Consider the following 25,191-nt stretch of genomic DNA (forward strand, 5'->3'; position numbering starts at 1 on the left):
TTTGGGCGGGGTCGAAGCGCCCGCCGCGAAAAAACAACAGGCGCTTTTCCGTCACTTTCGTTTTTGTGTTTTTCGTGGTTCACGGTCAAACGGTCCCGCTGCTCTCAGAGTGAATTCAGAAAGGCCAGCACGGCCGCCCGCTCCTGCGCACTCAGATTCGCGAAGTTGTCACGGCTTTTTTGCGCCTCGCCGCCATGCAGCAGAATCGCCGCTTCCAGGCTGGCAGTACGGCCGTCGTGCAAATAGAACGGCGTGCCGCCGAGCAATTCGCCCACCAAGCCCAAACCCCACAGCGGCGTGGTGCGCCACTCCGAGCCGGTGGCTTCGCCCTCCGGATAGTTGTCGGCAAGCGCCGGGCCCATGTCATGCAGCAGCAAATCCGAGTACAACGGCACGCGTTGAAATGCCAGCGCGGCAATCGCGCTCGGGCCGGTTTGCATTTCCGGCACGTGACAGCCGGTGCAGCCGATCGCGTCGAACAACCGCTCGCCGGTGCGCACCACCGCCTCCTCGCGGTGCCGTCGCAGCGGCGGCCGCAAGGTCTGCAGGTAGAACACCACCTGGTTGATGACCTCGGTCGAAACTTCGGGATCCGGAACATTGTCGCCGACGCGATTGCCCAGCACGGGATTGAAAAGCTCCTCCGCCTCGAATTCCGAAGTCACGCCGATGTCGTTGCGATAGGCGGTCACTGTCTGCTGCAGCAGATTGATCGCGGTGGCTTTGCGGCCGAAACGGCCAAGGTATTTGCCGTCACGCGAGACTTTCGCGGGATCGAGCACGAGATAGGGCGGCGGCAGCACAAAATTGGCCCGGCCCGAGATGCCGTCGCCCTCGGCATCATTCGGATCCTCACGTGCCAAAATGGTTTCATCGGGAATGGCTTCAATCAAACCCAGGCCAACGACCAGCGGACCGCCGCGTTCGGAAATGGCGGTGGCTTCCGCCGGCAGTTTTTCCGCCGGATAGCCGGGAAGGGCGCGATCCTGCAGTTGCGGGCCGCCCCGCTCCGGCAAATAATCGAAGCCACCGGCAGTGGCGCGGCCGAAACGAGTCAGATTGGTCGAGGGGTGGCCGCGGCCCTCCGCGGGATGGCAACTCTCGCATGAGGTTTGGTTGAAAATCGGCCCCAGCCCGGTGGCGGGCGTGAAGGCTTCGCCGAAAGCTTCATCGCCGGCGAGATGCGCCGCCAGTTGCGCCGGCGAGAGATTCTCCACGGTGGCATCCAGCACCTGGTCGGGCGGCGGTGCTTCGGTGAGCAGAGGGCCGCAGGCGGCGAACCAGGGCAAAAGAAGCAGGAGCAATCCTCTGACTGTCAGTGTCATATCTTCCTCCGGAAGTTTGGTTGCAACAGGACGGGGATGAACGGGGCAAGTGCGAGGTGGCCTGTCATGTGAAAACCCGGCGCAGCCGGGGTGAAGCCGGTACAGTTGAAGGTTTGGGGTGATCAACAACGCTTTGCCTGCCCGGCCAGCAGCGCAGGCAATTCGGCTACGCTGGCGAGCAAATGCGTGTGTGCGGCTTTGCCGAGTTGCGCGAGGCCCTGTGCGCCGGAGAGCACGCCGACCACTGCGGCAACCCCGGCATTGGCGCCGGCTTCGAGATCCAACACCGTATCTCCCACCACCATCACCTGCCGCACGTCCGGCACACCGGCAGTTTCCATCGCGCGAAAAATCATGTAAGGCGCCGGCCGGCCCTGCGCCACTTCCTCGCTGCACACCACCGCGGCGAGCAGGCTGTCGCCCCAGCCCAGTTGCGCGAGAATGAGATTGGTGAGTTTGCGGTCGAAGCCGGTGGTCAGGGCGATTTTGATGCGGTGTTCGCGCAACCAGGCAAAGGTCTGTTCCGTGCCGGCAATCGGATGCACGCCCCCCTCGCGGAAGCTCTGTTCCAGTTGTGCGCGGAACCCGGCTGCAGCGGCTTGCACCAGGCCGGGTATTGCCGCTGCCGTGGCGCCGTATTTTTCTGCGATGAAATGCTGCAGCACCGCATGCTTGGCGGCACCGCGCCAGGGCCGCAATGCCGACTCGTCCAGCACGATGCCGTGCGGCCGCAATGCTGCTTGAAAGGCGCGAACTACATGGCCGTCATCCGCCACGGTGGTACCAGCAATGTCGAAAACCACCAACTGAATCTGATTCATCAAAACCATCCAGGATTATTGATTGCAAAAAATTTTTTTAGACGAACCTAAATCTAATCTGTCAAACACAACTCGCAAGAGTTTTTTTGAATGGGAGGCAGATGCAAGGCAAGAGTGTTTCAGGCGGGCATGGCTGCTGGGATGAAAGATGAACTTTTCAAATGAGGCACAAACTGCGGACAGACTGCGTCATACGGAAACCCAACCGAAACGGCGGGGCGGCTGCGCTCGATCTCGAGGGCACGGTTCAAAGCAACGTCATGACCATCCGTTCGCGGTGCAACCGTCGCACCAGCCAGCGGTAGAGGAAAACATCCAAAACGTAAATCACCAGCCCCACGAGCAGGATCAGCGGCACGGTCAACACGAAAATCCCCTGCATCTGTGAAATCACCAGGGCGATCACGGGCAGGACCAGCAATGCGGAAATCTGCTGCGCTTCCCAGACGCCGGCGGCACGCTGCGACACCGCCACCACCAGGGCGAGCGAGAGAAAACTCAGGCCGGGTGCCAGCCAAAAGATCATCGCCACCCAGCTCGCAGTCGGGAAGATCAAACGCCCGAAAAACGGATAGGCGAGCGCATTGGCCACGACACCGTAAATGACAAAGCACAGCCAGGAAATGAGCACGGCGGGAATGAAACAAACGGCAATCTTGCCCAGCACCAGCTCCTGATCGGTGAGCGGCGTATACAGCAAACCCTCGATGGTCTTGCGTTCTTTCTCGCCGGCAAAACTGCTGGCGGCAATGATGCCGGCCATCATCACCGGAATCAACAGAAACAGCGGCCCGAGGAAAATGATCAGCATCATGTAGAGCACCGCCTGCTCTTCATTCAGGCCGGCGGGCAGCGCAACGGGCGGCAGTCGTTTCAGCATGGCGGCCTGGTTGGGATCGACGGCCATCTGACCGGTGGAAATCACCACCACCACGGGCAGCAGCACCACGAACACCAGGGGCACAAGCAGCATGGGCAACACCGCCTGGCGGCTGCGGCGCAGCTCCATCCAGTCTTTGGCAAAGACGAGTTTAATGCGAAACAGATTCATGGTTTTGCCCGGGCACCAGTGCGAAATAGATGTCCTTCAGTGAGCGGCGCTCCTCCTGCACGGCGACAATGTCAGCCCCGGCCTGCACCAGGGTCCGCACCACGGCGGCAATTTCCGCCGGATGGCGCAGCGCGATCCTCAGATGGTGTGCCGGTGCCGCCGGCTGCGGCTGCCAGCCTGCCTGCCGCAGGGCGGCGAAGAATTGTTCCCGCGGTTCGAGAAAGTCGATCCACCACACGCGCTCGGGCCACAATTGCCGGCGCAGCTCCGCAATTGTGCCGCTGGCGAGAAGGCTGCCGTGATCGATGATCGCCACCGCTTCACACAGCAGCTCGACTTCCTCCAGCCGGTGGGAGCACAGAAACACCGTGCGTGGGCGGCCGGTGATGAAGCGGCGCAAATAGTGCAGCAGCTCCTCCGAAGTTTCCGGATCCAGCCCGGCGGTGGGTTCATCGAGAAAGAGAATTTCGGGGTCGTGAATGAGCGCGCGCGCGATGCTCAACTTTTGCTTCATGCCCTTGCTCAGGCTGCCGGCCAAATCCCGGCGCTTTTCCGCCAAATCGAACTGCTCCAGCAAGCTGCCCAGGCGCTGCCGCAGCGCGCTGCCGCGCAGGCCGTAAAGCCCGCCCCAAATTTCCAGATTCTCCTGCACGGTGAGCTTCTCGTAGAGATTGGTGTCGGTTTGCACGCCGCAGCGCTGCCGCACAAGCTGGCTGTCGCGCGGCACCTCGTGGCCCAACACGAACGCCTGGCCTGCGGTCGGCAGCAACAGGCCGTTGAGCAAGCGCACCGTGGTGGTTTTGCCGGCGCCGTTGGGACCGAGAAAGCCGAAAACCGTGCCGGGCGCGACTGTGAGATTCACCTGCGCCAGCGCCGTCAGCGTGCCGAAATTCTTGGTGAGATTGTGGGTATGGATCACCGGACTCATGGTCGCCTGACAGGTAAAAAATGGTGCGCCACGTGGGTGAAGCCTGCTGGCGGAATGAGGGCGAAATTTTAATTGTATGCAAGCATTTTTTCTGTTACCCTCACCCGGTGCATGTACCGCAAGCCCGTCCTGCAGAAGTGATAGGGAGCCCGTGAGGTATGGAAGATGTGCTGAAGTTTCTTTGGCAATTCTTGAGCCTGTTGTCGATTCCACTGCTGGTGTTGTTGAACAGTTTTTTCGTTGCCGCGGAGTTTGCGCTGGTGGCGGTGCGGCGCACCCGGGTCGAGGAAATGATTCAAAAAGGCCGCGCAGGTGCCGCCGCCGTGCGACGCGCCATCAGCCGGTTGGATGATGCCATCGCCGCCACCCAACTCGGCATCACGCTGGCGAGCCTGGCGCTGGGATGGGTGGGCGAGCCGGCGGTGGCGCATTTGTTCGAGCCGGTGCTGCGCTGGCTGCCGCTTTCTCTCTCCACAGTAGCCAGCCACTCACTCGCCGCGATTTCTTCCTTCACCCTCATTACGTTTTTACATGTCGTGATCGGCGAGCTGGCGCCCAAGGCGCTGGCGCTGCAACGGCCGGATGACATTTCCGTGGTGGTGGCCACGCCGCTGCTGGTGTTTGCGCGCGTCATGCGGCCGGCGATTTTGATGATGAACAGCGCGGGCAATTGGGTGGTGCGTCGCCTCGGCTTTCAGCCGGTGTCCGGACATCAGATGGTGCATTCGGTGGATGAGCTCAGCCTGCTGGTCGAGGAAACCAGCCGGGCCGGCATCCTGCCGGCGGATCAGGCGGTTTATTTGCGCAACGTCTTCCGTCTTTCGTCCAAGCAGGTGCAGGACATTCTGGTGCCGCGCGAAAGGGTGGCAGCTCTGGAGGTGCACGCGCCGGAAAACGAAATCATGGAGGCGGTGCGCGAAGGTGCACATACCCGCATGCCGGTTTACGACGGCACTTTTGACAACATCGTCGGCATTGTCAATGCCAAGGATCTGTTCTATTTCTTCAGCCTGCGCGGCGTGATCACGCTGGGTGATGCCATGTATCCGCCGGTGTTCTTTCCACCCGGCATGTCGGTGGCGGTGGCACTGCGCGAATTCCGCAACCAAAAAAAGCAAATGGCGGTGGTGAAGGAGCGCAACGGCCCGGTGCTGGGGATTGTCACACTCGAAGACGTGCTGGAGGAAATCGTCGGCGAGATCGAGGATGAGCACGATGTGCAGTAGGAACTAGGATTGGCAGATGCTCGTCTCACCGCCGCCTGTCCTCATGCAAGCCCGCAGGCTTGCAACTGCAAATTGGCTGGCACGCAGCCGGATTTATTTTCGCATTCCGCCAACGCCTGCCCGCCGTAAAGCAAAACTGCCCGCCTCCCAGCCTGCGACCTTCAGCCGGGAGATGGATTTTGTCTATCTTATCCGCGGGCAATTACCACCCGCTCATCTGGCGGGGATGATGGAAAGGCGGCTGCCTCTCCGCGCCGGCATCACGGCCACGGCAGTGATCTGTTACAAGACAAATCTTTGCAGAAAAAGCAAAGACTTTTTCCAACTATAGAAAAACCCAACGAACTGTTAAAGCCTTATCCGTTGGGTATTTCTATCCGTTGGAGATTTTCTTTTTGGCTGTGGCTCGTCCACGCCGGGGAATTGACGTGCCGATTTGCCACTGCCTGGCAGGCAGGTTGAAATGAGATGGCTAGCGGGCTGCCGACTTGCGCGCCAGCGCCTGGCGTGCGGCACACACCCGTTCCTGCGCCTTCTCCACCGAATCAGCCAGCGCGGTGAGATGTCCCATCTTGCGGTCGAGACGCGCGCCCAGCTTGCCGTAGAGATGCAACTTCACCTCGGGGAAAGCCGCCCCCGCCGCCCAGTCCGGCTCGCCATTTTCCCACAAATCGCCGAGCAGGTTGGCCATGGCTGCGGGCCGGAGCTGGTCGGTCGCACCGAGCGGCAGGCCGCACACCGCGCGCACTTGCTGTTCAAACTGGCTGGTGAGAGTGGCTTCAATGGTCAAATGCCCGGAATTGTGCGGCCGCGGCGCCAGCTCGTTCACATAAAGTTTCTCATCGCGCGTCAGGAAAAATTCCACACACAGAACACCGACCACCTGGAGCTGGTCCAAAATCGCGCGCGTCATGGCGACCGCCTCCTGCGCCACCCTGGGGGAAACCGCGGCCGGCGCCAGGGAAACATCGAGAATGTGATTGCGATGGCGGTTCTCGATCACACCGTAATGCACAAACGCGCCGTCCTGCCCGCGCGCCGCCACCACCGACACTTCCTTCTCAAAATCAATGAAAGCCTCCAGAATGCCCTCTTCGCCGGCGAGCAGATGCAAAGCGACAGCCGCCTGCTCCAGTGAAGTGATTTGCGACTGGCCCTTGCCATCATAGCCAAAACCCGCGGTTTTGAGCACGGCCGGCAGGCCCACCTGCTGCAAAGCCAGCCGCAAATCCTCCAGGGATTGCACCGGCTGAAAGGGCACCACCGGCAGGCCGGCGCTGGTCAGGAAGGACTTCTCCCGCAAACGGTTTTGCGTGATATGCAACACCCGTGCGCTCGGATGCGCCGGCACATGCGCGGCGGCAATCTCGACTGCCTCGGCGGAGATGTTTTCGAATTCGAAGGTCACGACATTGACACGGCGCACGAAATCGCGCACGGCATCGAGATCATCGTAGGCCGCCACCAGTTCATGATCGGCGATTTGGCCGGTGGGGGAATCGGTGTCGAGCGACAGCGTGTGCACGCGATAGCCCATGCGCCGCGCGGCCAGGGCCAGCATGCGGCCGAGCTGGCCGCTGCCCAAAATGCCGATGGTCGCGCCCGGCAAAATGATATGCTTCATCTCGGCTTTTCTCTCAAGGATGGCAGTCCACTACAACCGCAGCTCGGCGTTGTCCAAAACTCTTTGCGTCTGCTGCTGGCGGAATTGCCGCAGCTTCTCGCGCAATTCCGGCCGCTGGTTGGCGAGAATGGCCACCGCCAGCAGCGCGGCATTGGTGGCACCGGCCGTGCCGATCGCCAGCGTGCCCACCGGAATGCCGGCCGGCATCTGCACAATGGCGAGCAGCGAATCCAGCCCGTTGAGGGCTTTGCTCTGCACCGGCACGCCCAGCACCGGCACGAGCGTCTGCGCCGCCAGCATGCCGGGAAGATGGGCCGCGCCGCCGGCACCCGCAATGATCACCTCCAGGCCGCGGGCTTCCGCCGTCGTGGCAAACTCCGCCAGCCATGCCGGCGTGCGATGCGCCGACACGACCCGGCATTCATGCGGCACTTCGAATTGCTGCAACACCTCCGCGGCCGGCCGCATGGTCTCCCAATCCGATTTGCTGCCCATCACCACGGCAACCACGGGAGGCTGATCAAGCATCAAACGCTTCTCAGACATAACGGCAACTCTGAATGTGAAAATGCAGCGATGGCTTTCCCGCCCTCAGGCCGTCAGCGCAACCGCCTGCCTGATCGCACTGACAGCAGCAGACCCTCACTGCAGCAACAGCATTTTTCGCTGCAGGCTCCGCTCTCCCACCTGCAGGCGATAGAGATACACGCCGCTGGCCAGCCCCGTGCCGTCGAACCGGCGTTCGTAACGTCCGGCAGGCTGCCGCTCATTCACCAATGTGGCCACCTGCCGGCCCCAGGCATCATAAACGATCAGACTCACCGGCACCGCCGCCGCGCTGCCGGCCGCCACAACATAAGCAATCGTCGTCGTGGGATTGAAGGGATTGGGATAGTTCTGCGCAAGCGTGAAGGAGGCCGGCACCTCCCCACCGGACGTTGCCACTTGTGTGAGCTGGTCGAGCGCGAGAGCATACATCGAGCGGCCATGGGTGCCGGCAAACAGCGTCCGGCTGGGCGCATGAATGGCAAAATCGTACACCGAGACCATGGGCAGCCCCTCGCCGAGCGGATACCAGGCGCCGCCGGCATTGGGGGAATAGTAGGCACTGACATCGGTGCCGACGTACAGATAATTCGGGTGGGCGGGATCCACCGCGATGGTGTTCACCGGTGCATCCGGCAGGCCCGCGCTGATGTCTTCCCACAGGGCACCCATGTTTTGCGTGCGAAACACGTGCGGCTGCGGCGCGCTCCATTTCAAACCCGAAAATGTGACGTAGGCAATGTTCTCATCGGTGGGATCGACCGCCACGCGCGTGACCCAGCGGTAGGGCAGGCCCGCGGAAATATCCTGCCAGGTTTTGCCGTTGTCACTCGACACCCAGACATTGCCGTCATCGGTGCCGGCATAAATCACCGCAGAATTTGAGGGCGCCACTGCGATGGTCGTGATCGTGCCCAGCCGCGAGCCCGGCTCGCTGTCGGTGAGATCCCCGCTGAGGGCCTGCCAGGAGAGGGCGCCATTGGTGCTGCGATAGATGCGGTTGGTGCCGTAGTACAACACGGCACTGTTGTTGGGATCCATCACCACCGGCGTCGCCCAATTGGTCGGCTCATTCGGATTGATGCCATTGAGCGCATAGCTGAACGTGCGGCCGCCGTCCAGCGACTTGCCCAGCGCGCCGAACTGCGACTCGGCATAAATGATGTTGGGGTTGGTGGGATCGACGATCACGTAGAAACCGTCGCCGCCGTAGATCATCTCCCAATCATCCGTGCTGCCGGTGCGCGTGCGCAGCGTGCCGTTGTCCTGGGTGCCGCCCAGCAAATGTGCGGGATTGGAGGCATCGACGGTGATTTGATAAAATTGCGTGACGGGCAGCAGGGCCACTTTTCTCCAACTCCCGCCGCCGTCCTCCGAAATATCGATGCCACCGTCGTGGCCGACGACCAACCGTTGCGGGTCAGCGGGATCGAAAGCCAGGGCGTGATGGTCAACATGGGAGGTGGCCGCCGTCCGCCACTGCCACCCGCCGTCCTCCGAGATTTGCAGGGTCAAATCCAGCACAAAAACGCGCTCGGGATCATTGGGATCTACACGAATATTGCCGAAATACCAACTGAAGTTGGCAAAGCCACCGCGCAAAAGACGGTTCAAATCCGTGCGCTGCCAGGTCTCACCGCCGTTCTCGGAGCGATAGAGGCTGTCATAGGTGTAGTTCGCGTTGGTGTAAAGGGCGTAGAGATGATTGGGTTGCGAGGCGCAGAGTGCAAGGCCGATGCGGCCAATATCACGGCGGCCGTCGGGCAGGCCCTGCGCCGCGCCCAGACGCTGCCAGGTGTCGCCGCCATCCGTGCTGCGATAAATGCCGCTCGACGCGCCATAGAGATGGGTGTTGAATTTCGGCGGGCGAATCCGTTCCCACGCTGCCGCGAAGAGAATCGCCGGATTTTCCGGATTGATGACGAGATCAATCACGCCGGTGGAGTCATTGATGAACAGCACTTTCTTCCAGGTCGTGCCGGCGTCATCGCTGCGATACACGCCGCGATGGGAATCCTTCGCAAAATAATCGCCGATCGCGGCAACAAACACGCGCTGCGAATTGGAAGGATCAACGAGAATGCGTCCGATCGAAGTCGTGGCCTCCAAACCGATGAGCTGCCACGTCAGGCCACCATCGCTGGATTTGAACACGCCGCCGCCGGGGAAATTGTTGTGACCGCCGTTGGCTTCGCCGGTGCCGGCATAAATTACCCCCGGCTGGTTGGGATCGACCGCGAGATCGCCAATGGGCAAAACGGCCTGCTCGTCGAAAACCGGCAGCCAGGTCTCGCCGCCGTCGGTGGATTTGAACACGCCACCGGTGGCCGCGCCGGCATAAAGTGTGGCGGCATCGAAGGGATCGAATTCGATATCGGAAATGCGGCCGCCGATGTTGAGCGGCCCGGCAAAGCGCCAGCGCGCCGCCGCCTGGCTGGGTTTGTGCAATTGCCGCAGGCGGCGCGCCTGGGCGAGCGCCTCGAGATGGGCGGTTTTGGCGGCGACACCATGGGGAAACGTGCGCTGCCGCCAGGCCCAATCGGAAGGATAACTTTTGGCCCGCGCTTTTTGCTCGGCCAGTGCCCGCGCGCCGGTGTCGTCACGCTCGGCATCCGGCTTGCGCCCCGCCGAGAAGAGAAAGAGCAAACTCAACAAACCACTCAACAACAGCGGCGGCACAACTCTGGATTTGCGGAACGGGGGAATGGAACGGTGCATCGCAGGATTCCTGTTTGCTGCAGTGATCAGCAGGGTATCGACAGGCTGTATTGTAGCACAAAAAAATCAAAAGGCAAGAGCGAGATTGCCTGCAAGCGATTCCTCCTGCGGAATTGTCTATTGAAGAGCTCGGAGGGTGAAGCGTGGCGCAGCCTGCCGGGCAGCAAACGTCGCAGGTGCGCAGTTATTTCACGGTCGCACTCGTTTTTCCAGAGTCATACTCTGGCAGAGCCGCAACTCATGACTGCCGATGCTGCCGGACGTTGCCCGGGAGAAACCTTCGAATAGGCAGGCCGTAAGACACGGCGTCGTGCAGTGCCTTGTCAATTTCACCAAGGAGGACGAGAACATGCCTCATCGCACAAACATTTGGCGCAGTGGAATCTTGCTGGCCTGGCTGGTGCTGCCTCTGCTGGCCGTGGCGCAGGAAGAGCGCAGTGAAAAATCCTTTACCGTCAAACCCGGCGGCTGGCTGGAATTGCGCGCGGATTTTGGCTCGGTGGAGGTGACTTCCTGGGCCAAAGACGAAGTTAGGGTCGAAGTGACCAAAAGGGTGGAAGGCCGCTCGCAGCGCAGGGCGAGTGAGTTGTTCAAGGATTATGAGATCACTTACAATCAAACGGCGAACGGCGTTGCCATCGTCGCCAAGATGTATGGCGGCAGCCGGCGCTGGTGGGGCGGCAATGACGGGCTGCAAGTCGAATTCCGGCTGTCGGTACCGCAGAAGTACAATCTCGATTTGAACACGGCGGGCGGCAGCATTTCCGTGGATAATCTCATCGGGGAGGCACGTCTGAAGACCAGCGGCGGTTCGCTCACGCTCGGTCGCATCGAGGGGCCGGTGGACGCGCGCACCAGTGGCGGCAGCATCACCGTCGGCGAGGTGGACGGCGAGGTCGAGGTCGAAACTTCGGGCGGTTCGATTAGCGTCGATGGTGCCGGCGGCAGTCTGCGCGCGCACACTTCGGGCGGTGGCGTTACGCTGCGGCGTTTGCGCGGCTCGGTCACCGCGAGCACTTCCGGCGGCTCACTGAGCGCGGAGCTGCTCGAACAGTTCAACGCGCCCTGTGATCTTTCCACCTCCGGCGGCGGCATCTCGGTTTATCTTGCGCCGGGCATCAAGGCCGATGTCGATGCGCGGACTTCCGGTGGTGAGGTTGAGAGCGACTTGCCCATTACCGTGCAAGGCGCGATTGGCGAGGGCAAACTGCAGGGCAAGCTCAATGGCGGCGGGCCCTTGCTGACGTTGCGCACCAGCGGCGGCGATATTCGACTGCGCAGCCGTTGACGTTCCTGCTCTGATCAAGACTTCATGCGCGCTGGTCATCCAGGAGGGATCATCTGAAGAGGCAAGCCTGCGGCGACAATGCGTCCAAGCTGCTGGCGAAACAAAAAAGCCGAAGGGATAACCCTCCGGCTTTTTCATTTGAGCTCAAACAAAAGACTCTCCGCATCCAGCAGTATCAAAGTCCTAATTGATCGGTGGCCCAATTAGGCCATGAGGATCGCTGCGCCCTGGCGTACCCAGCGCAAAGAGGAACGCTATGCCACCGCTTCCGGAAGTAGCCTCTTCTTCCATTTCTGGCAGCAGCCGCACCTGTCGCTAGGATGCTGATCGTTCCCCATGGCATTGCTGCCGGTCTTTTCTCTTCACAATTGAACTTCGCGGACAGGCACAGGGCAAGATCAGCCTTGACATTGTTGGCAGGAATTGCTTAAATGCTGCGCAATAGTCTGTGCATTTGCGCCAAGCAGTTGTGTCCAGTTCTCATTGAGGATTTCTCATGGCCAAAGAGTTCTCGCCTTTCACCCCCGGCGTTCCAGTCCCGCTGGAGTTTTTCGTCGGCAGAGCCGAGGAAATCCAAAGGATCATCAACAGCGCGCGCAAAGCGGTGGCGCTCAAAACCCTGGAAAGGTTGTTTGTTTTGGGCGAGCGCGGAATCGGAAAAAGCTCAATCTGCAAATTTGCCCTGTCTGTCATCGAGCGGGATGTGAAACTGTTGGGGCTTCATGTTTTCCTGGGAGGGGTGCACACCCTCGAGGAGATGGTGCGAAGAATCTTCGAGCGGCTGCTGCGCGAGAGTATTGACAAGCCCTGGTATGAAAAAACCAAGGAATTTCTGGGAAATCACATTCGCCAGCTCGATATTTTCGGGCTGACCGTCGAGTTTTCGGCCTCAGACCGAGAACTCAGCCGCGCGGTGAGCGATTTCGTGCCTGCGCTGAAGAACCTGCTGACCAAGCTGGTTTCCGAGAAGCAGGGCATTTTGCTGATTCTCGATGATCTGAACGTCCTGGCAGGTTCCGAACAATTCGCCAACTGGTTGAAGAGCTTCGTTGATGAAATGGCGACTAAGCCGAATCCCGTCCCGGTCGTGTTGGTCCTGGTGGGGCTTCCCGAACGACGACAGCAATTGATTGCCAAGCAGCCCTCTCTGGACCGTGTTTTCGATCTCATCGAAATCAGGAGTTTCTCAGCAAGCGAAACGACTGAGTTTTATCAGCGGGCCTTCAAAAAGGCGAATGTGGCGATTACCGAGGAGGCTCTGCGAATCTTGGAGCGCCTCTCCGGCGGATTTCCCGTGTTTGTGCATGAGTTAGGAGATGCAGTTTTCCAAGTGGACGAGGACAATCGCATTGACGATGCGGACATCTTTCCCGGCATCCTCCGTGGCGCTGATTTAATCGGCAGAAAGTACATCGAACCCACGGTGTTGGCTGCGATACGAAGCGAGAAGTATCGCGACATCTTGAGAAAGATTGCACAACGGCCTTTTGAACACCGCTTTTCCCGCAAAGAGGTTGCGGCAAGATTATCGGCAACGGAAGCCAGGATGTTCGATAATTTCCTGCGCCGGATGGAAAAGCTGGGGGCACTCCGCAAGGACAAGGAACGCGGGCCTGGCAGTTATGAGTTTGCCAGTGAACTCTATTATTTCTTTTTTTGGCTGCAAACGCAATCACCGCCGCCCAAGTCTGGCGTTGCTGCCAGCGCGGCTCCTGCCAAGCGAACGTGACAGTCACTCCCCAATAATCTTCACCACCACCCGCTTCCTGCGGCGGCCGTCGAATTCCCCGTAAAAAATCTGCTCCCACGGCCCGAAATCGAGCTTGCCGTTGGTGATGGGCACCACCACCTCGCGGCCCATCACCTGGCGCTTGAGATGGGCGTCGGCATTGTCTTCGCCGGTGCGGTTGTGACGATATTTCGCGGTCGGCGCGTGCGGCGCCAGGCCCTCCAGCCAGGCGTCGAAATCCTGCAGCAGGCCGGATTCATTGTCGTTGATGAACACCGAGGCGGTGATGTGCTGCGCCGCGACCAGCACCAGTCCTTCCTGCACGCCGCTTTTCGCCACCAGCGCGGCGACCTGATCGGTGATGTTGATATAGTCCCGGCGATGCGGGGTGTTGAACCAGAGGTATTCAGTGAGGGATTTCATGGAGTGGCTCCTTCATAAGAATGGGAATGGCAGACCTGCTTGTGGGAATGCCCGGATGCCAAAGGACTCAGATTCGATTTTTATCTGCGCTATTCTGCCTCATCTGCTGGGGAGAACACGCATCCTTTGAAGACGCCGAATTCTCACAGGATCCCGGCAGCATGAGCTCAGGCGGCAACATATTTGCGAAAGTCATCGCGCATGAAAATCTCACCCGGCGTTTTCAAGTCTGCTGACTTTACCTGGGAAGGCTTCCCACCCAAAGCACTACTTCACAGCCAAAACGCATTCGGCAGGTGTTTGATTTCGACCTCGTCGCCGCGGCGCGCCACCGCGATCACGTCGAAGCGGCAGTCGTGGTTGACGATGTTGTTGGCGGTGAGATAGGCGAGCGCCACCCGGCCGATCTGGCGCTGCTTGCGGCGGGTCACCCAGTTGAAGGCCTCGCCCATGGCGTCCGAGCTTTGCGTTTTCACTTCGACGAAAACCAGCATGCCGTCGTGTTCGGCCACCAGATCGATCTCGCCGTGGCCGTAGCGGAAATTGCTGGTCACGATGGTGTAGCCGAGCTGTTTGAGATATTCCGCGGCGCGCTGCTCGCCCCAGTTGCCCAGCTTGTTGCTCGCTTGACTCATCGTTACCCTCCCCAAAAGAAACGCGGTGAACGGAGAACGAACCCGCAGGACGCTTTACTCCATGCCGGCCGAGCGGCGCGGCTTGAATGAGCGGCGATGAATGGCGCACGGCCCAAGTTTTTTCAGCGCGGCGAGATGCGCGACCGTGCCATAGCCCTTGTGCTGATTGAAGCCGTATTGCGGAAAGCGGCGATGATAGTAACCCATGATCTCGTCGCGCACGACCTTGGCGAGAATCGAAGCGGCGCCGATGGTGAACGACAGCGCGTCGCCTTTGATGATGGCGGTCTGCGGCACCTGGCAGCCCGGCAGCGGCCGGCCGTCGATCAACACGTGCTCGGGCCGGGGTGCAAGGCCGGCGATGGCCCGCTGCATGGCCAGGATGGTGGCCTGCAGGATGTTGAGCCGGTCGATTTCGTCGGCATTCACGATGCTGACGGCGTAGCTGGTGCAGCGCTCGATCAGCAGCGGATACAATTCGGCGCGCACCCGCGGGGTCAGTTTCTTGGAATCATCGACGCCCGGGATGCTTTCGCCGGGCGGGAACATGATGGCGGCGGCCACCACCGGACCGGCGAGCGGGCCGCGACCGGCCTCGTCGACGCCGGCGACATATTGCAGCCCCTGCTGCCACAATCGGTTTTCATACTGCAATTTGTCAGGCGCCACCTGCATGGGGGAAAGTCACCCTCGCCTTCCTTATCAACAGCTCCGGGCACAGCGGGATTTTTGATGCCGCAATATAATCCGGCCATGATGGGAATGCAATGAGAAAAAAGGCTTGCAGGTTCAGGGGCAAATCGGTAATATTCGCCGGATTTGATCGGCAGGTTGTCGCGGTCAAAGTTGCCCGAATCACGGCATGCCAGGGAGGCAAAGCACATGACCTACTCCGAAATCGGATTTCATTTTGACGAGGAGGAGATTGCGCAGGTCGCCGCAGCTTTCAATCTCGACACCAATTGTTTGCAGGTGGAGTTTTTTCGCCCCGGCCATCAGGGCATCTTCGTGGAGACCGTTGCCGACCGCAAGTTCCGCATCCATCTCAGCCTGGAGGAAAAACGCATCGTTTCAGTGCAACAAATCGCCGGTCCCCTCACACCCGCCCTCGATGCGCCGGATCCCTTCGCGAAATACAAGGCATTCATGAAGTAGCTAAAAGGGCCGGGGCGGTGTGGCAGACGCTGCATCTGAGCCGCCTGCCGGCATGGCACCCATGCCTGCCATCCACCAGACGGATCTGCACAGCATCTTCCCCTCAGCCCTCAGGCTTTGCAATTTCAACACAAGGATCCTTCGTCATGTCACGGCATCGTTTCTCTTTGTTGCCGAGTTTGATTTTCGGCATCGTCGCGGGCATCGCCATTGCGACGGTCTATTTCCATACGCCCGCCCCCACCCGCCAGGAGCCGCCCGCCCGCCGGGATTCGCTAACCATCGCCCCGGTGGCCGCGCGCACGGAAAACAACGCCCTGCTGGAGGACGAGCGCAACACCATCGAAATTTTTCAGCGCGCCTCGCCCTCGGTGGTGTTCATCGTCAACAAGGCATTGCGCCGGGATTTCTTCTCGCTCGATGTCTTCGAAGTGCAGCAAGGCTCGGGCAGCGGCTTCATCTGGGATCACAACGGCTACATCGTCACCAACTATCACGTGGTGCAGGACGGCAATGCCTGGAGTGTGACGCTGAGCGACAACTCGACTTATGACGCGGAGTTGATCGGCTCCGAGCCGAGCAAGGACATCGCCGTGGTCAAGATCGATGCCCCGCGCGCGAAGCTGTCGCCGGTGGTGGTCGGCAGTTCGGAAAATTTGCGGGTCGGGCAAAAGGTAATCGCCATCGGCAACCCCTTCGGCCTGGATCAAACCCTGACCACGGGCGTGGTGAGCGCGCTCGGCCGCCAGATCAAATCCAGCAACAACCGCACGATCGAAGGCGTGATCCAGACCGACGCCGCCATCAATCCCGGCAATTCCGGCGGGCCGCTGCTGAATTCCCAGGGGGAATTGATCGGGATCAACACCGCCATCTACAGCACCAGCGGCTCGAGTGCCGGCATTGGCTTCGCCGTGCCGGTGAACATCGTCAAGCGCGTGGTGCCGCAGTTGATCCGCTATGGCAAGGTCATCCGGCCGGGTCTGGGTGTGAGCATCGTCGATGATTCTTTTGCGCGACGGTGGGGGATCAAGGGCGTGATTATTGGCAGGGTGCAGCCGGGCGGGGCGGCGGCACGCGCGGGTTTGCGCGGCATCACCCAGAATCGCTGGGGGGAGGTGCGCCTGGGTGACATCATCACCGGCATCAATGGCAGGCGCGTCACCAACTTCGACGAGCTGAGCAACGAGCTGGAGCGCTATCAAATCGGTGAAACCGTGACCGTGAACATCCTGCGCGGTGAGGACGAGATGTCGGTGCGCGTGCGGCTGCAGGAGCTGTAGGCTGCAGCCCCCTCCCTGCCGCGGAGCAGGTTTTTCCGACGGCCACGCCGGCCTTTGCAAGATTGTGCCGGCGCGGCCGTTTGTTTTGGGGAATGCAGGTGGAGGCCGATGAATGCGCGGCCGAATTGCTCATGCCGCGGCCACTGCTGAAAAAACTGCCCTGCGGCAAGGCGCCGATTTTGAAGCTTTGCTGCGGCAATTCCAAGTGAGCCGGTATGTCGCCGCCCTCCAACGCACCAAACATGGGTTCTTGACGGAACTCTGACCTCGCCAGCCATGATCCACTTGCAGAATGGCGCGTTGTTTTTGGTCAAATCCCACCAACCGGCACCTTTTCCACAATCCTGCCCGGGGTTGTGAACAGATTTCCCGGGCATGGCTCACAAGCGCCGTGCCGGCCGGGATGCCGCTCGTCGACAGCGCTGCCCCAAACGAGAACGTTGCCTTGTTGGCCGTTCCCGGGTCATGCCGCCTGCGCAACCACGAGCTGGCGGCCGTTGCTGCTGTGCTCGGCCTGCACGCTCTCGCCATGCTGGCTGAGATCCAATCCGATTTCCTCCTGTTCGGCCGAGACGCGCAACGGAATCAGCCAATCGGTGAGCTTGTAGAGCAGGAAAGACCCGCCAAAGCAATAGCCGCTCACGATCGCAATCGCCAGCAGGTGATGCAGGAAGACATGGAGATTGCCCGCAAGCAGCCCCACCCCCTGCGCGAACACTCCGGTCGCCACCATTCCCACCATGCCGCCCACGCCGTGACAGGGAAACACATCGAGCGTGTCATCAAGCGTGGCTTTGGATTTCAGCCCAACAGCCAGGTTGCTCACGATGCTCGCCAGCGTGCCAATGAAAATGCTGGCGCCCACCGTCACGTAGCCTGCGGCCGGCGTGATCGCGACCAGCCCCACCACTGCACCAATGCAGGCACCCAGCGCCGAGGGCTTGCGGCCGCGCACAGTGTCGAACAGGATCCAGGCAAGCATGGCCGAGGCCGAGGCAGTATTGGTGGTAAGAAACGCCAGCGTGGCGGTTTCCGAGGCGGCCAGCGCGGAGCCGGCATTGAAGCCGAACCAGCCAAACCACAGCATGCCGGTGCCCAGGATCACAAAAGGAATATTGGCGGGGACATGAGGCTCACGGCTGTAATCGCGGCGCCGGCCCAGGACCAGCGCACCTGCCAGCGCCGCCAGCCCGGCGGACATGTGCACCACCGTGCCGCCGGCAAAATCCAACACACCCCACTGCCGCAGGAAGCCCTCAGGGTGCCAGGTCCAATGCGCCAGCGGCGCATAGATGAACAAACTGAACAGGCAGATGAAAAGCAGGTAACTCGAGAAGCGCACCCGCTCCGCAAACGAGCCGGTGATCAGCGCCGGTGTGATGATGGCAAATTTGAGCTGAAACAGCGCGAACAGCACCAGTGGAATGGTCGGTGCCAGCGCCGGATCAGTGGTTCCGCCGACACCGCGAAACATGAAATAGGTGAGTGGATTGCCAACCAAACCGGCAATGCTCTTGCCGAAGGCCAGACTGAAACCCACTACGATCCAGAGCAGGCTGATTACACCGAGCGCGATGAAGCTCTGCAGCATGGTCGAAATGACATTTTTCAGCCGTACCATGCCGCCATAGAAAAACGACAGCCCGGGTGTCATAAGCAACACCAAGCCGGTGGCGGTGAGCATCCAGGCGACATCGCCAGCGACGATGGGCCCGCCGCTCTCAGCCGGCGCAGCGGTTGGCAGAACGGCTCCCAACAGGCTCACTGCCAACAGAATCCCAAACGGGAGAAGCGAACGCTTTTTTCGCATATTTGCCCTTTCAGGTTTGTGGATGGGGAATTTCAAAAAATATTATATGACCATCATAAACATTAATTATTTGAACTAATCAGTTGTTTTACCATACTAATTAAATTAATGGCGGCAAATATAGGGTGAAAAACCTGATTTGTCAATAATAATTTTTGTTTATTCTATTTTTTCATAAAAAAATAAAGTCCAGAGAATGACTCGCATCCTCTGGACTCTTGCAATGTGCTCCTGCTGCGCATTTTAGAAAATTGCAGCGCCCACGCCAGCTTTAAGTCAAAGGCATCCCCTCGGCGGATAAATACCGCACAGATCAAAGCAAGTTTGATTTTTTCACAAAGATAGTATCCACCTGCGGATTAACGCCACGCCCGCGGAATCCACCCGGCTGGTGCCAATCGGCGGCATGAACTGCGTGCTGTCCGGGAGCGTGCGCGCCAGCAGTTGGAACAACAAACTTTGCCCGGGGCGGCCCGGTTTGATGCGCACCAACGCGGTGTCATCGGAGGCATATTTCTGCGGCCGCACATTGATGGTACTCTGCTTGAGATGCGTGTAGCGCAAATCCAAACCGGTGGTAAAGAAAACCGGAGAGTGGGGATTGTGGCAATTGGCGCAGTTGCCATGCAGATACCCGATCGCGGCCGCTTCCAGCGGCGGGCCGGGGATTTCCACCGGCGCCGTTGCAGCCGGTTGCAGGAAAATATTGCGGGCTGCCAGTGCCCGCAGTTGATCCTCGCCGTCGGCTGTCACAACGCCGCTCAGGCGTATCGCCTCGAACCCGATGACAAAATCCTTCTGCGGCTGATGACAGGCCAGGCAGCTCAGTCGGCCGGGAATGGTGTAGACATAATCGCCCAGCGGCAGGCGGAAACGAAAGCGGATGTCATTGCCATCGGTGAGAAAGGCTTCATCGCCGGCGCTGTTCCATTGATAGACACCCACTTGCCAGCCGTCGCGGCGGCGCTGCAGCACACGGGTTTCGATTTTGCGCCGGGTCAGGCTGTGGTTGCCCATCGTTGTCAGGTAAAAGGTTTTGAAGAACAGCGTGCCTTCCGGGAAGAACCATTGCTGCGGGTCACGGTTGTCGATTTTGCCGCCGGGCGGCAAAAACAAGTAGCGGCTCTTGTCATTGTCATCCGAATAAAGGGCGTAGCGCACGGTGTAGGGAATCAGACGGGGGTCGGGCGTTTCCGCCAGCGGGTCGTGATACAATCCGGTCTGTGAAATTTTCCCGGGCAAAGCGGCAGTGGGATTGTCCAGCAGCGTTGTTTCCGGCGCGGGCGCGATGGGCGTGCCGCGCTGCGCGCAGCCGGCCAGCAGCGCGGACAAACCCAGCACCGCAATCTGTCTCACCTGCATGACTGCTCACCATTTCATTTTGATGGACAAGTAGGCGAAGTTCGAATCATCAGCTTCGGGATTGCCGGCGCGCACGAAATCGCCCACAAAGAAACGGCTGAGACCCAGGCTCAGGCTGACGCGCTCACGAACATCGCAGTCGGCTTGCAGATCGAACTCATGGCCGAGCGTGATGCTGTCGCCCGGCCGCGCGGGCAACAGGGTCTCGCTGCGCTGGTCAAAATTGAACCCGCGCACCGCATACCAGGCATCATTGCCGTGTGCGAGGCGGAGGTAGTGCCACTGCGCGCGCAGTTGCCACCGCGGCGCCGGCGCGATGTCAGCCGAGAGAATCACATCGGCGATGTTGCTCCAACTTGCATAATCCATCGCGCCGAACTGGCCGTGGCCCGCGGGAAAGAGCGCGGAAAAGGTTTCGAGCTTGTTGTCGTTGGGATCGCTGTCGCCCGAGCCAAACTTGTAGGCCACGCCAATTTGCGGTGCCCAGGTTTGCCACAGCCTGAGCTGGCCCTGCAACGCCAGGGCGTAGGCGCCGACCGGCAAACTGCCGTGCCGGCCGGATTGCAATGCACCCTCGGCATCATAAGCCAGGCGTGACCAGAGTGTGCCTGCCAGCCGGCCGCCCAGCGTCCCGAGCATCAGATTTTTGCCACTGCTGCTGCCAATGGGAAAATCGCGGTCATCCACCAGCACAAAGGCGTAAAGATCCAACAGCCGCTCGCTGCTTTTACCGGTGGTAAAAAAAGCGCCGGCGAATTCTTGATTGCCATCCACCCGGGTGGCGTTCTTGTCGCGGATTTGCGCCAGCCAAAAATCGAGCGCCCAGTTGTTGGGACGATAGAGCACCCGCGCAGCTTCGAAGGCGCGACCGGTGTTGCCCCACTCCGGTGCCGCCACCAGCCGCCGGCTGCCGAAATTCAATTCCTGGCGGCCGAGCCGCAAACTGAGTGGCTTGCCGGCGAGCTGGTGCAATTCGAAATAAGCCTGATACAGATCGGCATTGCCGAGTGGCTGCGTTGTGCTGCCGGCCTCACCCCACAGCCGGCTGTCCTGCAGTTGCACGAAGGCTTCCAAATTTTTGGGCAGGTGCCAGTGCAATCCCAGCCGCAGGCGCTGCAGCACGAACACCTGCTCGTCACCGAGCTGCGTGTCGAAATCCGCGTTTTGGCGGTACTCCGAGCGCTGGCGCAGCTCACCGGTGATCTCAAGCGGTGTTTGCGCCGCCAGAGTGAGCGGCAGCAGGCAACCACCCGCGAGCAGCCAGTGCAAGGTTTTGGTTTTGGTTTTGGTTTTGGTTTTTGCCATTCGCATCCATCCTTTTCGCTTTGTGCATTTCCCAACAGTGACGTCTGCGTTAATTGGGCGACTCCGGCGCCGGGCAGGGCAGCCGCACCTGAAAGCTCGTGCCGCGGCCCACGGTGCTGGTGACGGTGAGGTTGCCACCGTGCTCGGTGACGATCTGCTTCACGATCGCCAGCCCCAAACCCATGCCCGACTTTTTGGTGGAAAAATACGGCTCGAAAATGCGCGGGAGATTTTCCGCCGCTATGCCGGGGCCGGTGTCGGCCACACTCATTTCAACCTGATTTTCCACCCGGCGCGTTCGAATGGCGACTTCAGCCTGGGGCGACGATTGCAGCGCATTTTCGAGAAGATTCAGCAACACCCGCCGCATCCCCTCCCAGTCGAATGTCAGCAGTGGCAGTTCCTGATCGAGTTCCACGCGCACGGTGCGCTGGCTGTAAAGACGGGCGACCTCCCGGATGAGATCATTCAATTGTGCCGGTGCCGGATGCAAGTCGGGGAGACGCGCAAAATCCGAGAACTCACGCACCAGACGGCGCAACTTTTCGATCTCCTGGTTGATGATGGTGCTGCTTTCGCGCAGGGTGGCGCGATAGTTCTCCTCCTGCCCGCGATATTCATCCTGAATCTGCTGCACCAGCAATTGGATCGGTGTGAGTGGATTTTTGATTTCATGGGCCAGCACCCGCGCGATTTCCCGCCAGGCTGCCATCTTTTCCAGCGCAATCACCTGGTCCTGCTGCCGCCGCAAATCTTCCACCATGGTGTTGAAAGCGTGGCCCATTGCACCGACTTCATCGCGGGACCGCACCGGCACGCGATACTGCCAGTCGCCCTGCGCAATGCGGCGCGCGGCCTCGCCGAGATCCTGCAACGGTGCGGTAATGCGTGCCGCCAGATACCAGCCCAGTCCCACACTGAGCAGCAAAACCGGGGCGTACACCGTGAGAAACACCGCAATCAAGCTGCGCTGCAGGTTGGCCTTTTCCAGGTCTATGATGTTGAAAAACTGCGCGGCGCGCAACACAGCCAGCGTTTGCCGGCGCAGCGCCTCCGGCACCCGGCGCTCGCCCACGAGCAGCAGACTGTCGCCGAGTGCCAGGGCCAGACGAATCGCGAGGGAATCACTGCCGGCTTCGCTCAGGGAATCCCGCGGCGGCGGTGGCGTGGGCGGTGGCGGCAAATCCGACAGCGTGGTATGGGCCGGCCAGTGGCGCACCCGGTTGCCGCGGCAGTCATACAAAACCATGCGGTGAGCCGGATGTGGTGACCATTGGCGGGCGCTCTGAGCATGGCGCAGCGCCTGGGCAAGTTGCTGCAGATCCCGGGCAAGGCTGGCGCGTTGCTGTTGCGTGAGCTGTTGCACGGCCGCCAGCGCAGCGTTGAGGCCCTCCGCTGTCTGGCTTTGCAAGCCAATGGCCAGTGCCTTGTCCAGCAAATCCCTGGCAAACCAGGCGACGGCCACCGCAGGCAGCAGGGTCAGCAGCAGAAACGTGAGAATGAATTTTGAACGCAACCGTTTCATGGTGTGCGGGCAAGCGGCAGCGGCGGTGATGTCGCCCAGGCCGAGGCTCCGTGCACGCGCTCCTGACCGCCAAGAAAAAAGGACAACAGCCGGCTGACATTCACGCTGAATCCGGACCGGCCGGATTCCGAGGGGGCCGAAGTTTCCTGCAAATCCGCGGACTCGATGCGTTCACGCCACTGGTGGTTCTGCCGGGTGCTGATGGGAATGACGGTCACCTGCAGGCGCACACGGCAGGTGCGTCCGGCGGGCAAGCCCGCCAGCGTTGCCAGCGGCAGGCGGGTGAGTGTGCTGCAAATTTTTTCCATCTCTTCAAAGCTGCCGCCGGAACGGCGGTGGTGATTCAATACCACATCGTAACGCTGTGCCCAAATGTCATACTTGATTTCCATCACTGGCAGCGCGCGAGTCACCTCGCGGTTGTGCTCATTGAGCACGCGGAAATCAAGACGAACGACGGCGGGCAGGCCGCTGCGGATGGTGTTGACGATTTTGGGTGAAAACAAGCCGGCCACCTGGACATCAGCGAAGAGACTGTCACCTTGCAGAACGGCGGTCAACGCGGTAACGCGCGGTGCTTGTGCGGCCAGCGGCAAGGCGGGCAGCCATGGGAGCAGGAGGGCTGTCAGCAGCAGGCGGCGCATGGCAAATCAGAAGGTCTGCCCGAGGGCGAGATGAAAGCGGAAAGCATCGCGGTCGAGCGGATAGGCGAAATCCATGCGCAACAAACCGATGACCGGCACTTTCGCACGGAAGCCGAAACCGGCAGAGGTGAAAAAGCGGCCGGCATCGTCTGGCAGGCTTGTGGTACGGATGCGGCCGGCATCAAAGAAGATTGCTCCCATCAGCCCGGGCCGGTGCAGTTCGCCGGCCACCGGGAAGCGCATTTCCGCCTGCGCCAGCACCAACTCCGTGCCCCAGCCCAGCGGGGTCAGGCCGCGTTCGGGAAAGCCACGCAGAGCATAGGCGCCGCCGAGATAAAAGCGCTCGTAAAACGGCGCTGCCGGTGTCACCCGGCCGGCCTTGCCGTGCAAAGCCAGGACGCTGTTGCCGAAAGCATGATACCAGCGGCCGTCGAACACAGCGCGGTTGAAATGCCGCGTGGCCTTCAGCGCAGGGCCGGCAAACTCGAACGAAAGCGCACCCCAAAGGCCGGCGCGGGGAAAGTAATGATCGTCACGGGTATCGAGGTGCAACCGCACGAAAAAAGTGTTGATCTTCTCTTTTGCCAACTGGGAGGCCAGCGCAGGCGGGAAATCCGTGCGCGTGGTGTCATTTACTTTGAATTTTGCCTCCGGGCGAACGTTGGCAAGATGCAACCCGGCGGCAAAATGACGCGCCCAGCCGGGGCTGCCGGCCAGCGTGATGGTGGCTGACCCTGTTCTGACTTTGTGCAGCGCCTGGCGGCCGCCGATATAATGAATGTAATCGGTGGCCCCGGAACCGGCTTCGATCTGCAAATCGAAACCGGTGGTGAAGATTTCCGGCTGGCGGTAATGGAGAAGAAAGCCGCCGGTGCGGTCGCCGATGACCAGGCGCGCGCCGGCGATGTTGCCGCCGCCCAGGAGATTGTCGCAACGCACACCGGCCGGCACCCAATACCATCCTTCCAACTCACTGAAACCACCGGCAAATTCCAGCCAGGGCCAGCGCCGCTCGACCACTTCGATGACCAACACGACTTTTCCCGGCGCACTGCCGGGTTTCGCGCTGAAATCAACTTGCTTGAAAAAATGAGTGGCGGTGAGCGCGGTGTAGTCACGGGCAATTCCTGCGGGCGTGACGACATCGCCGGGTTTGAGTTGGAGATAGCGGTGAATAACCTGCGGGCGGGTTTTGGTGGCACCGAGAATTTCGATACGCTCCACGACCAGGGTTGGAGGGGAGGATGCCGTGGTGGGCAGCGCGGTCGTGGAATCCCGGCCCTGTGCGACCGCCGCCTCGGTCACAGCAGCCAACAGGGACAGGCAAAGTGCGGGCACCACCAGAGGGTTTCGCATCGCGACAGACATGATGACTTACTCGCCAGCAAACTGTGCCACAATCTCCCGGTGGCGTGGCCGGTTGTCAAAATCAACCAGGACGATTTGTTGCCAGGTGCCGAGCAGCAGTTCGCCGCGGGAGAAAGGCGCCACCAGGGAGGGACCCAGCAGCGCGGCGCGCACGTGGGCGTAGCCATTGCCGTCGTGCCAGGTGTTGTCGTGTGCGTAGGCGGCATGCATGGGCGCGATTTTTTCAAAGGCGGCGGGCAGGTCTTGCAACAGACCCGGCTCGAATTCGATCGTCGTGATGCCGGCCGTCGAGCCGGCAACGAACACGGTTACGCTGCCGTTTTGCAACCCGGACTCCTGCAGGGCCGCGCGGATTTGCGGGGTAAGATCGCGAATGTCAGTAAAGCCCCTGGTGGCAACGGAAAGGGTGGTGGTGAAAATCATGG

Annotated in this window: 22 protein-coding genes; 5 read left to right on the top strand and 17 right to left on the bottom strand. The window is 60.5% G+C overall.

Going from position 1 to position 25,191, the window contains the following annotated elements; all coding sequences use genetic code 11:
• Window positions 1-104: 104 nt before the first annotated feature.
• The 4 genes from ONB52_14495 to ONB52_14510 form a co-directional block, all read right to left on the bottom strand.
• Entirely contained in the window at window positions 105-1,325 is a 1,221-nt protein-coding gene (locus ONB52_14495; GenBank protein ID MDZ7417344.1) for a thiol oxidoreductase, read from the bottom strand.
• Between the two features lie 122 nt (window positions 1,326-1,447).
• Window positions 1,448-2,146 (bottom strand): phosphonatase-like hydrolase, encoded by a 699-nt coding sequence (locus tag ONB52_14500; GenBank protein ID MDZ7417345.1) that lies wholly within the window; start codon window positions 2,144-2,146, stop codon window positions 1,448-1,450.
• Between the two features lie 247 nt (window positions 2,147-2,393).
• Window positions 2,394-3,197: an ABC transporter permease subunit gene (locus ONB52_14505; protein ID MDZ7417346.1), complete on the bottom strand. Its 804-nt coding sequence runs from the start codon at window positions 3,195-3,197 to the stop codon at window positions 2,394-2,396.
• Entirely contained in the window at window positions 3,178-4,125 is a 948-nt protein-coding gene (locus ONB52_14510) for an ABC transporter ATP-binding protein (GenBank protein ID MDZ7417347.1), read from the bottom strand. The genes ONB52_14505 and ONB52_14510 overlap by 20 nt, the downstream gene beginning before the upstream one ends.
• A 158-nt stretch (window positions 4,126-4,283) precedes the next feature.
• On the opposite strand from ONB52_14510, the gene ONB52_14515 reads away from it, so the two are divergent.
• Window positions 4,284-5,351, top strand: a complete 1,068-nt coding sequence (locus ONB52_14515) for a hemolysin family protein (GenBank protein MDZ7417348.1) — start codon at window positions 4,284-4,286, stop codon at window positions 5,349-5,351.
• A gap of 472 nt (window positions 5,352-5,823) precedes the next feature.
• Here ONB52_14515 and ONB52_14520 read toward each other — a convergent pair whose 3' ends face one another.
• The 3 genes from ONB52_14520 to ONB52_14530 form a co-directional block, all read right to left on the bottom strand.
• The gene (locus tag ONB52_14520) at window positions 5,824-6,975 is read right to left on the bottom strand and encodes a 5-(carboxyamino)imidazole ribonucleotide synthase (GenBank protein MDZ7417349.1); all 1,152 of its coding nucleotides are present in this window, start codon (window positions 6,973-6,975) and stop codon (window positions 5,824-5,826) included.
• 30 nt (window positions 6,976-7,005) lie between these two features.
• Window positions 7,006-7,521, bottom strand: coding sequence for a 5-(carboxyamino)imidazole ribonucleotide mutase (gene purE / locus ONB52_14525; protein ID MDZ7417350.1), 516 nt, complete (start codon window positions 7,519-7,521; stop codon window positions 7,006-7,008).
• A gap of 96 nt (window positions 7,522-7,617) precedes the next feature.
• Window positions 7,618-10,239: a T9SS type A sorting domain-containing protein gene (locus ONB52_14530; GenBank protein ID MDZ7417351.1), complete on the bottom strand. Its 2,622-nt coding sequence runs from the start codon at window positions 10,237-10,239 to the stop codon at window positions 7,618-7,620.
• A 349-nt stretch (window positions 10,240-10,588) separates the two neighbouring features.
• On the opposite strand from ONB52_14530, the gene ONB52_14535 reads away from it, so the two are divergent.
• On the top strand, window positions 10,589-11,527 hold the full coding sequence (locus ONB52_14535; GenBank protein MDZ7417352.1) for a DUF4097 domain-containing protein: 939 nt from the start codon (window positions 10,589-10,591) through the stop codon (window positions 11,525-11,527).
• Window positions 11,528-12,023: 496 nt separating this feature from the next.
• Window positions 12,024-13,256, top strand: a complete 1,233-nt coding sequence (locus ONB52_14540; protein ID MDZ7417353.1) for an AAA family ATPase — start codon at window positions 12,024-12,026, stop codon at window positions 13,254-13,256.
• A gap of 3 nt (window positions 13,257-13,259) precedes the next feature.
• Here ONB52_14540 and ONB52_14545 read toward each other — a convergent pair whose 3' ends face one another.
• The 3 genes from ONB52_14545 to ONB52_14555 form a co-directional block, all read right to left on the bottom strand.
• A complete protein-coding gene (locus ONB52_14545) occupies window positions 13,260-13,679 on the bottom strand; it encodes a secondary thiamine-phosphate synthase enzyme YjbQ (protein ID MDZ7417354.1) in 420 nt (139 codons plus the stop codon).
• 272 nt (window positions 13,680-13,951) lie between these two features.
• The gene (locus tag ONB52_14550; protein MDZ7417355.1) at window positions 13,952-14,314 is read right to left on the bottom strand and encodes a YraN family protein; all 363 of its coding nucleotides are present in this window, start codon (window positions 14,312-14,314) and stop codon (window positions 13,952-13,954) included.
• Between the two features lie 54 nt (window positions 14,315-14,368).
• Window positions 14,369-14,989: a ribonuclease HII gene (locus ONB52_14555; GenBank protein MDZ7417356.1), complete on the bottom strand. Its 621-nt coding sequence runs from the start codon at window positions 14,987-14,989 to the stop codon at window positions 14,369-14,371.
• Between the two features lie 207 nt (window positions 14,990-15,196).
• Between ONB52_14555 and ONB52_14560 the strand changes: the two genes are divergently transcribed.
• Both ONB52_14560 and ONB52_14565 read left to right on the top strand, forming a co-directional pair.
• Window positions 15,197-15,469, top strand: a complete 273-nt coding sequence (locus tag ONB52_14560) for a hypothetical protein (GenBank protein MDZ7417357.1) — start codon at window positions 15,197-15,199, stop codon at window positions 15,467-15,469.
• A 146-nt stretch (window positions 15,470-15,615) separates the two neighbouring features.
• Window positions 15,616-16,752, top strand: a complete 1,137-nt coding sequence (locus ONB52_14565) for a trypsin-like peptidase domain-containing protein (GenBank protein MDZ7417358.1) — start codon at window positions 15,616-15,618, stop codon at window positions 16,750-16,752.
• Window positions 16,753-17,215: 463 nt separating this feature from the next.
• On the opposite strand, the gene ONB52_14570 is transcribed toward ONB52_14565, so the two are convergent.
• The 7 genes from ONB52_14570 to ONB52_14600 all read right to left on the bottom strand — a co-directional run bounded on the left by ONB52_14570 (window position 17,216) and on the right by ONB52_14600 (window position 25,189).
• On the bottom strand, window positions 17,216-18,562 hold the full coding sequence (locus tag ONB52_14570; protein MDZ7417359.1) for an ammonium transporter: 1,347 nt from the start codon (window positions 18,560-18,562) through the stop codon (window positions 17,216-17,218).
• 333 nt (window positions 18,563-18,895) lie between these two features.
• Complete coding sequence (locus ONB52_14575; GenBank protein ID MDZ7417360.1) at window positions 18,896-19,924, bottom strand: hypothetical protein; 1,029 nt, start codon at window positions 19,922-19,924, stop codon at window positions 18,896-18,898.
• A 6-nt stretch (window positions 19,925-19,930) separates the two neighbouring features.
• A complete protein-coding gene (locus ONB52_14580; GenBank protein MDZ7417361.1) occupies window positions 19,931-21,229 on the bottom strand; it encodes an alginate export family protein in 1,299 nt (432 codons plus the stop codon).
• Window positions 21,230-21,278: 49 nt separating this feature from the next.
• On the bottom strand, window positions 21,279-22,754 hold the full coding sequence (locus ONB52_14585; protein MDZ7417362.1) for an ATP-binding protein: 1,476 nt from the start codon (window positions 22,752-22,754) through the stop codon (window positions 21,279-21,281).
• The gene (locus ONB52_14590; GenBank protein ID MDZ7417363.1) at window positions 22,751-23,398 is read right to left on the bottom strand and encodes a DUF4390 domain-containing protein; all 648 of its coding nucleotides are present in this window, start codon (window positions 23,396-23,398) and stop codon (window positions 22,751-22,753) included. Before ONB52_14590 ends, ONB52_14585 begins: the two co-directional genes overlap by 4 nt.
• A 6-nt stretch (window positions 23,399-23,404) precedes the next feature.
• Window positions 23,405-24,766, bottom strand: coding sequence for a BamA/TamA family outer membrane protein (locus ONB52_14595; GenBank protein ID MDZ7417364.1), 1,362 nt, complete (start codon window positions 24,764-24,766; stop codon window positions 23,405-23,407).
• Between the two features lie 6 nt (window positions 24,767-24,772).
• Window positions 24,773-25,189 carry a secondary thiamine-phosphate synthase enzyme YjbQ gene (locus tag ONB52_14600; protein ID MDZ7417365.1) on the bottom strand — a complete coding sequence of 139 codons (417 nt, stop codon included), beginning with the start codon at window positions 25,187-25,189 and terminating at the stop codon, window positions 24,773-24,775.
• Window positions 25,190-25,191: the final 2 nt, after the last annotated feature.

It is taken from the genome of candidate division KSB1 bacterium (assembly GCA_034506255.1).
GTDB lineage: Bacteria > Zhuqueibacterota > Zhuqueibacteria > Zhuqueibacterales > Zhuqueibacteraceae > Coneutiohabitans > Coneutiohabitans thermophilus.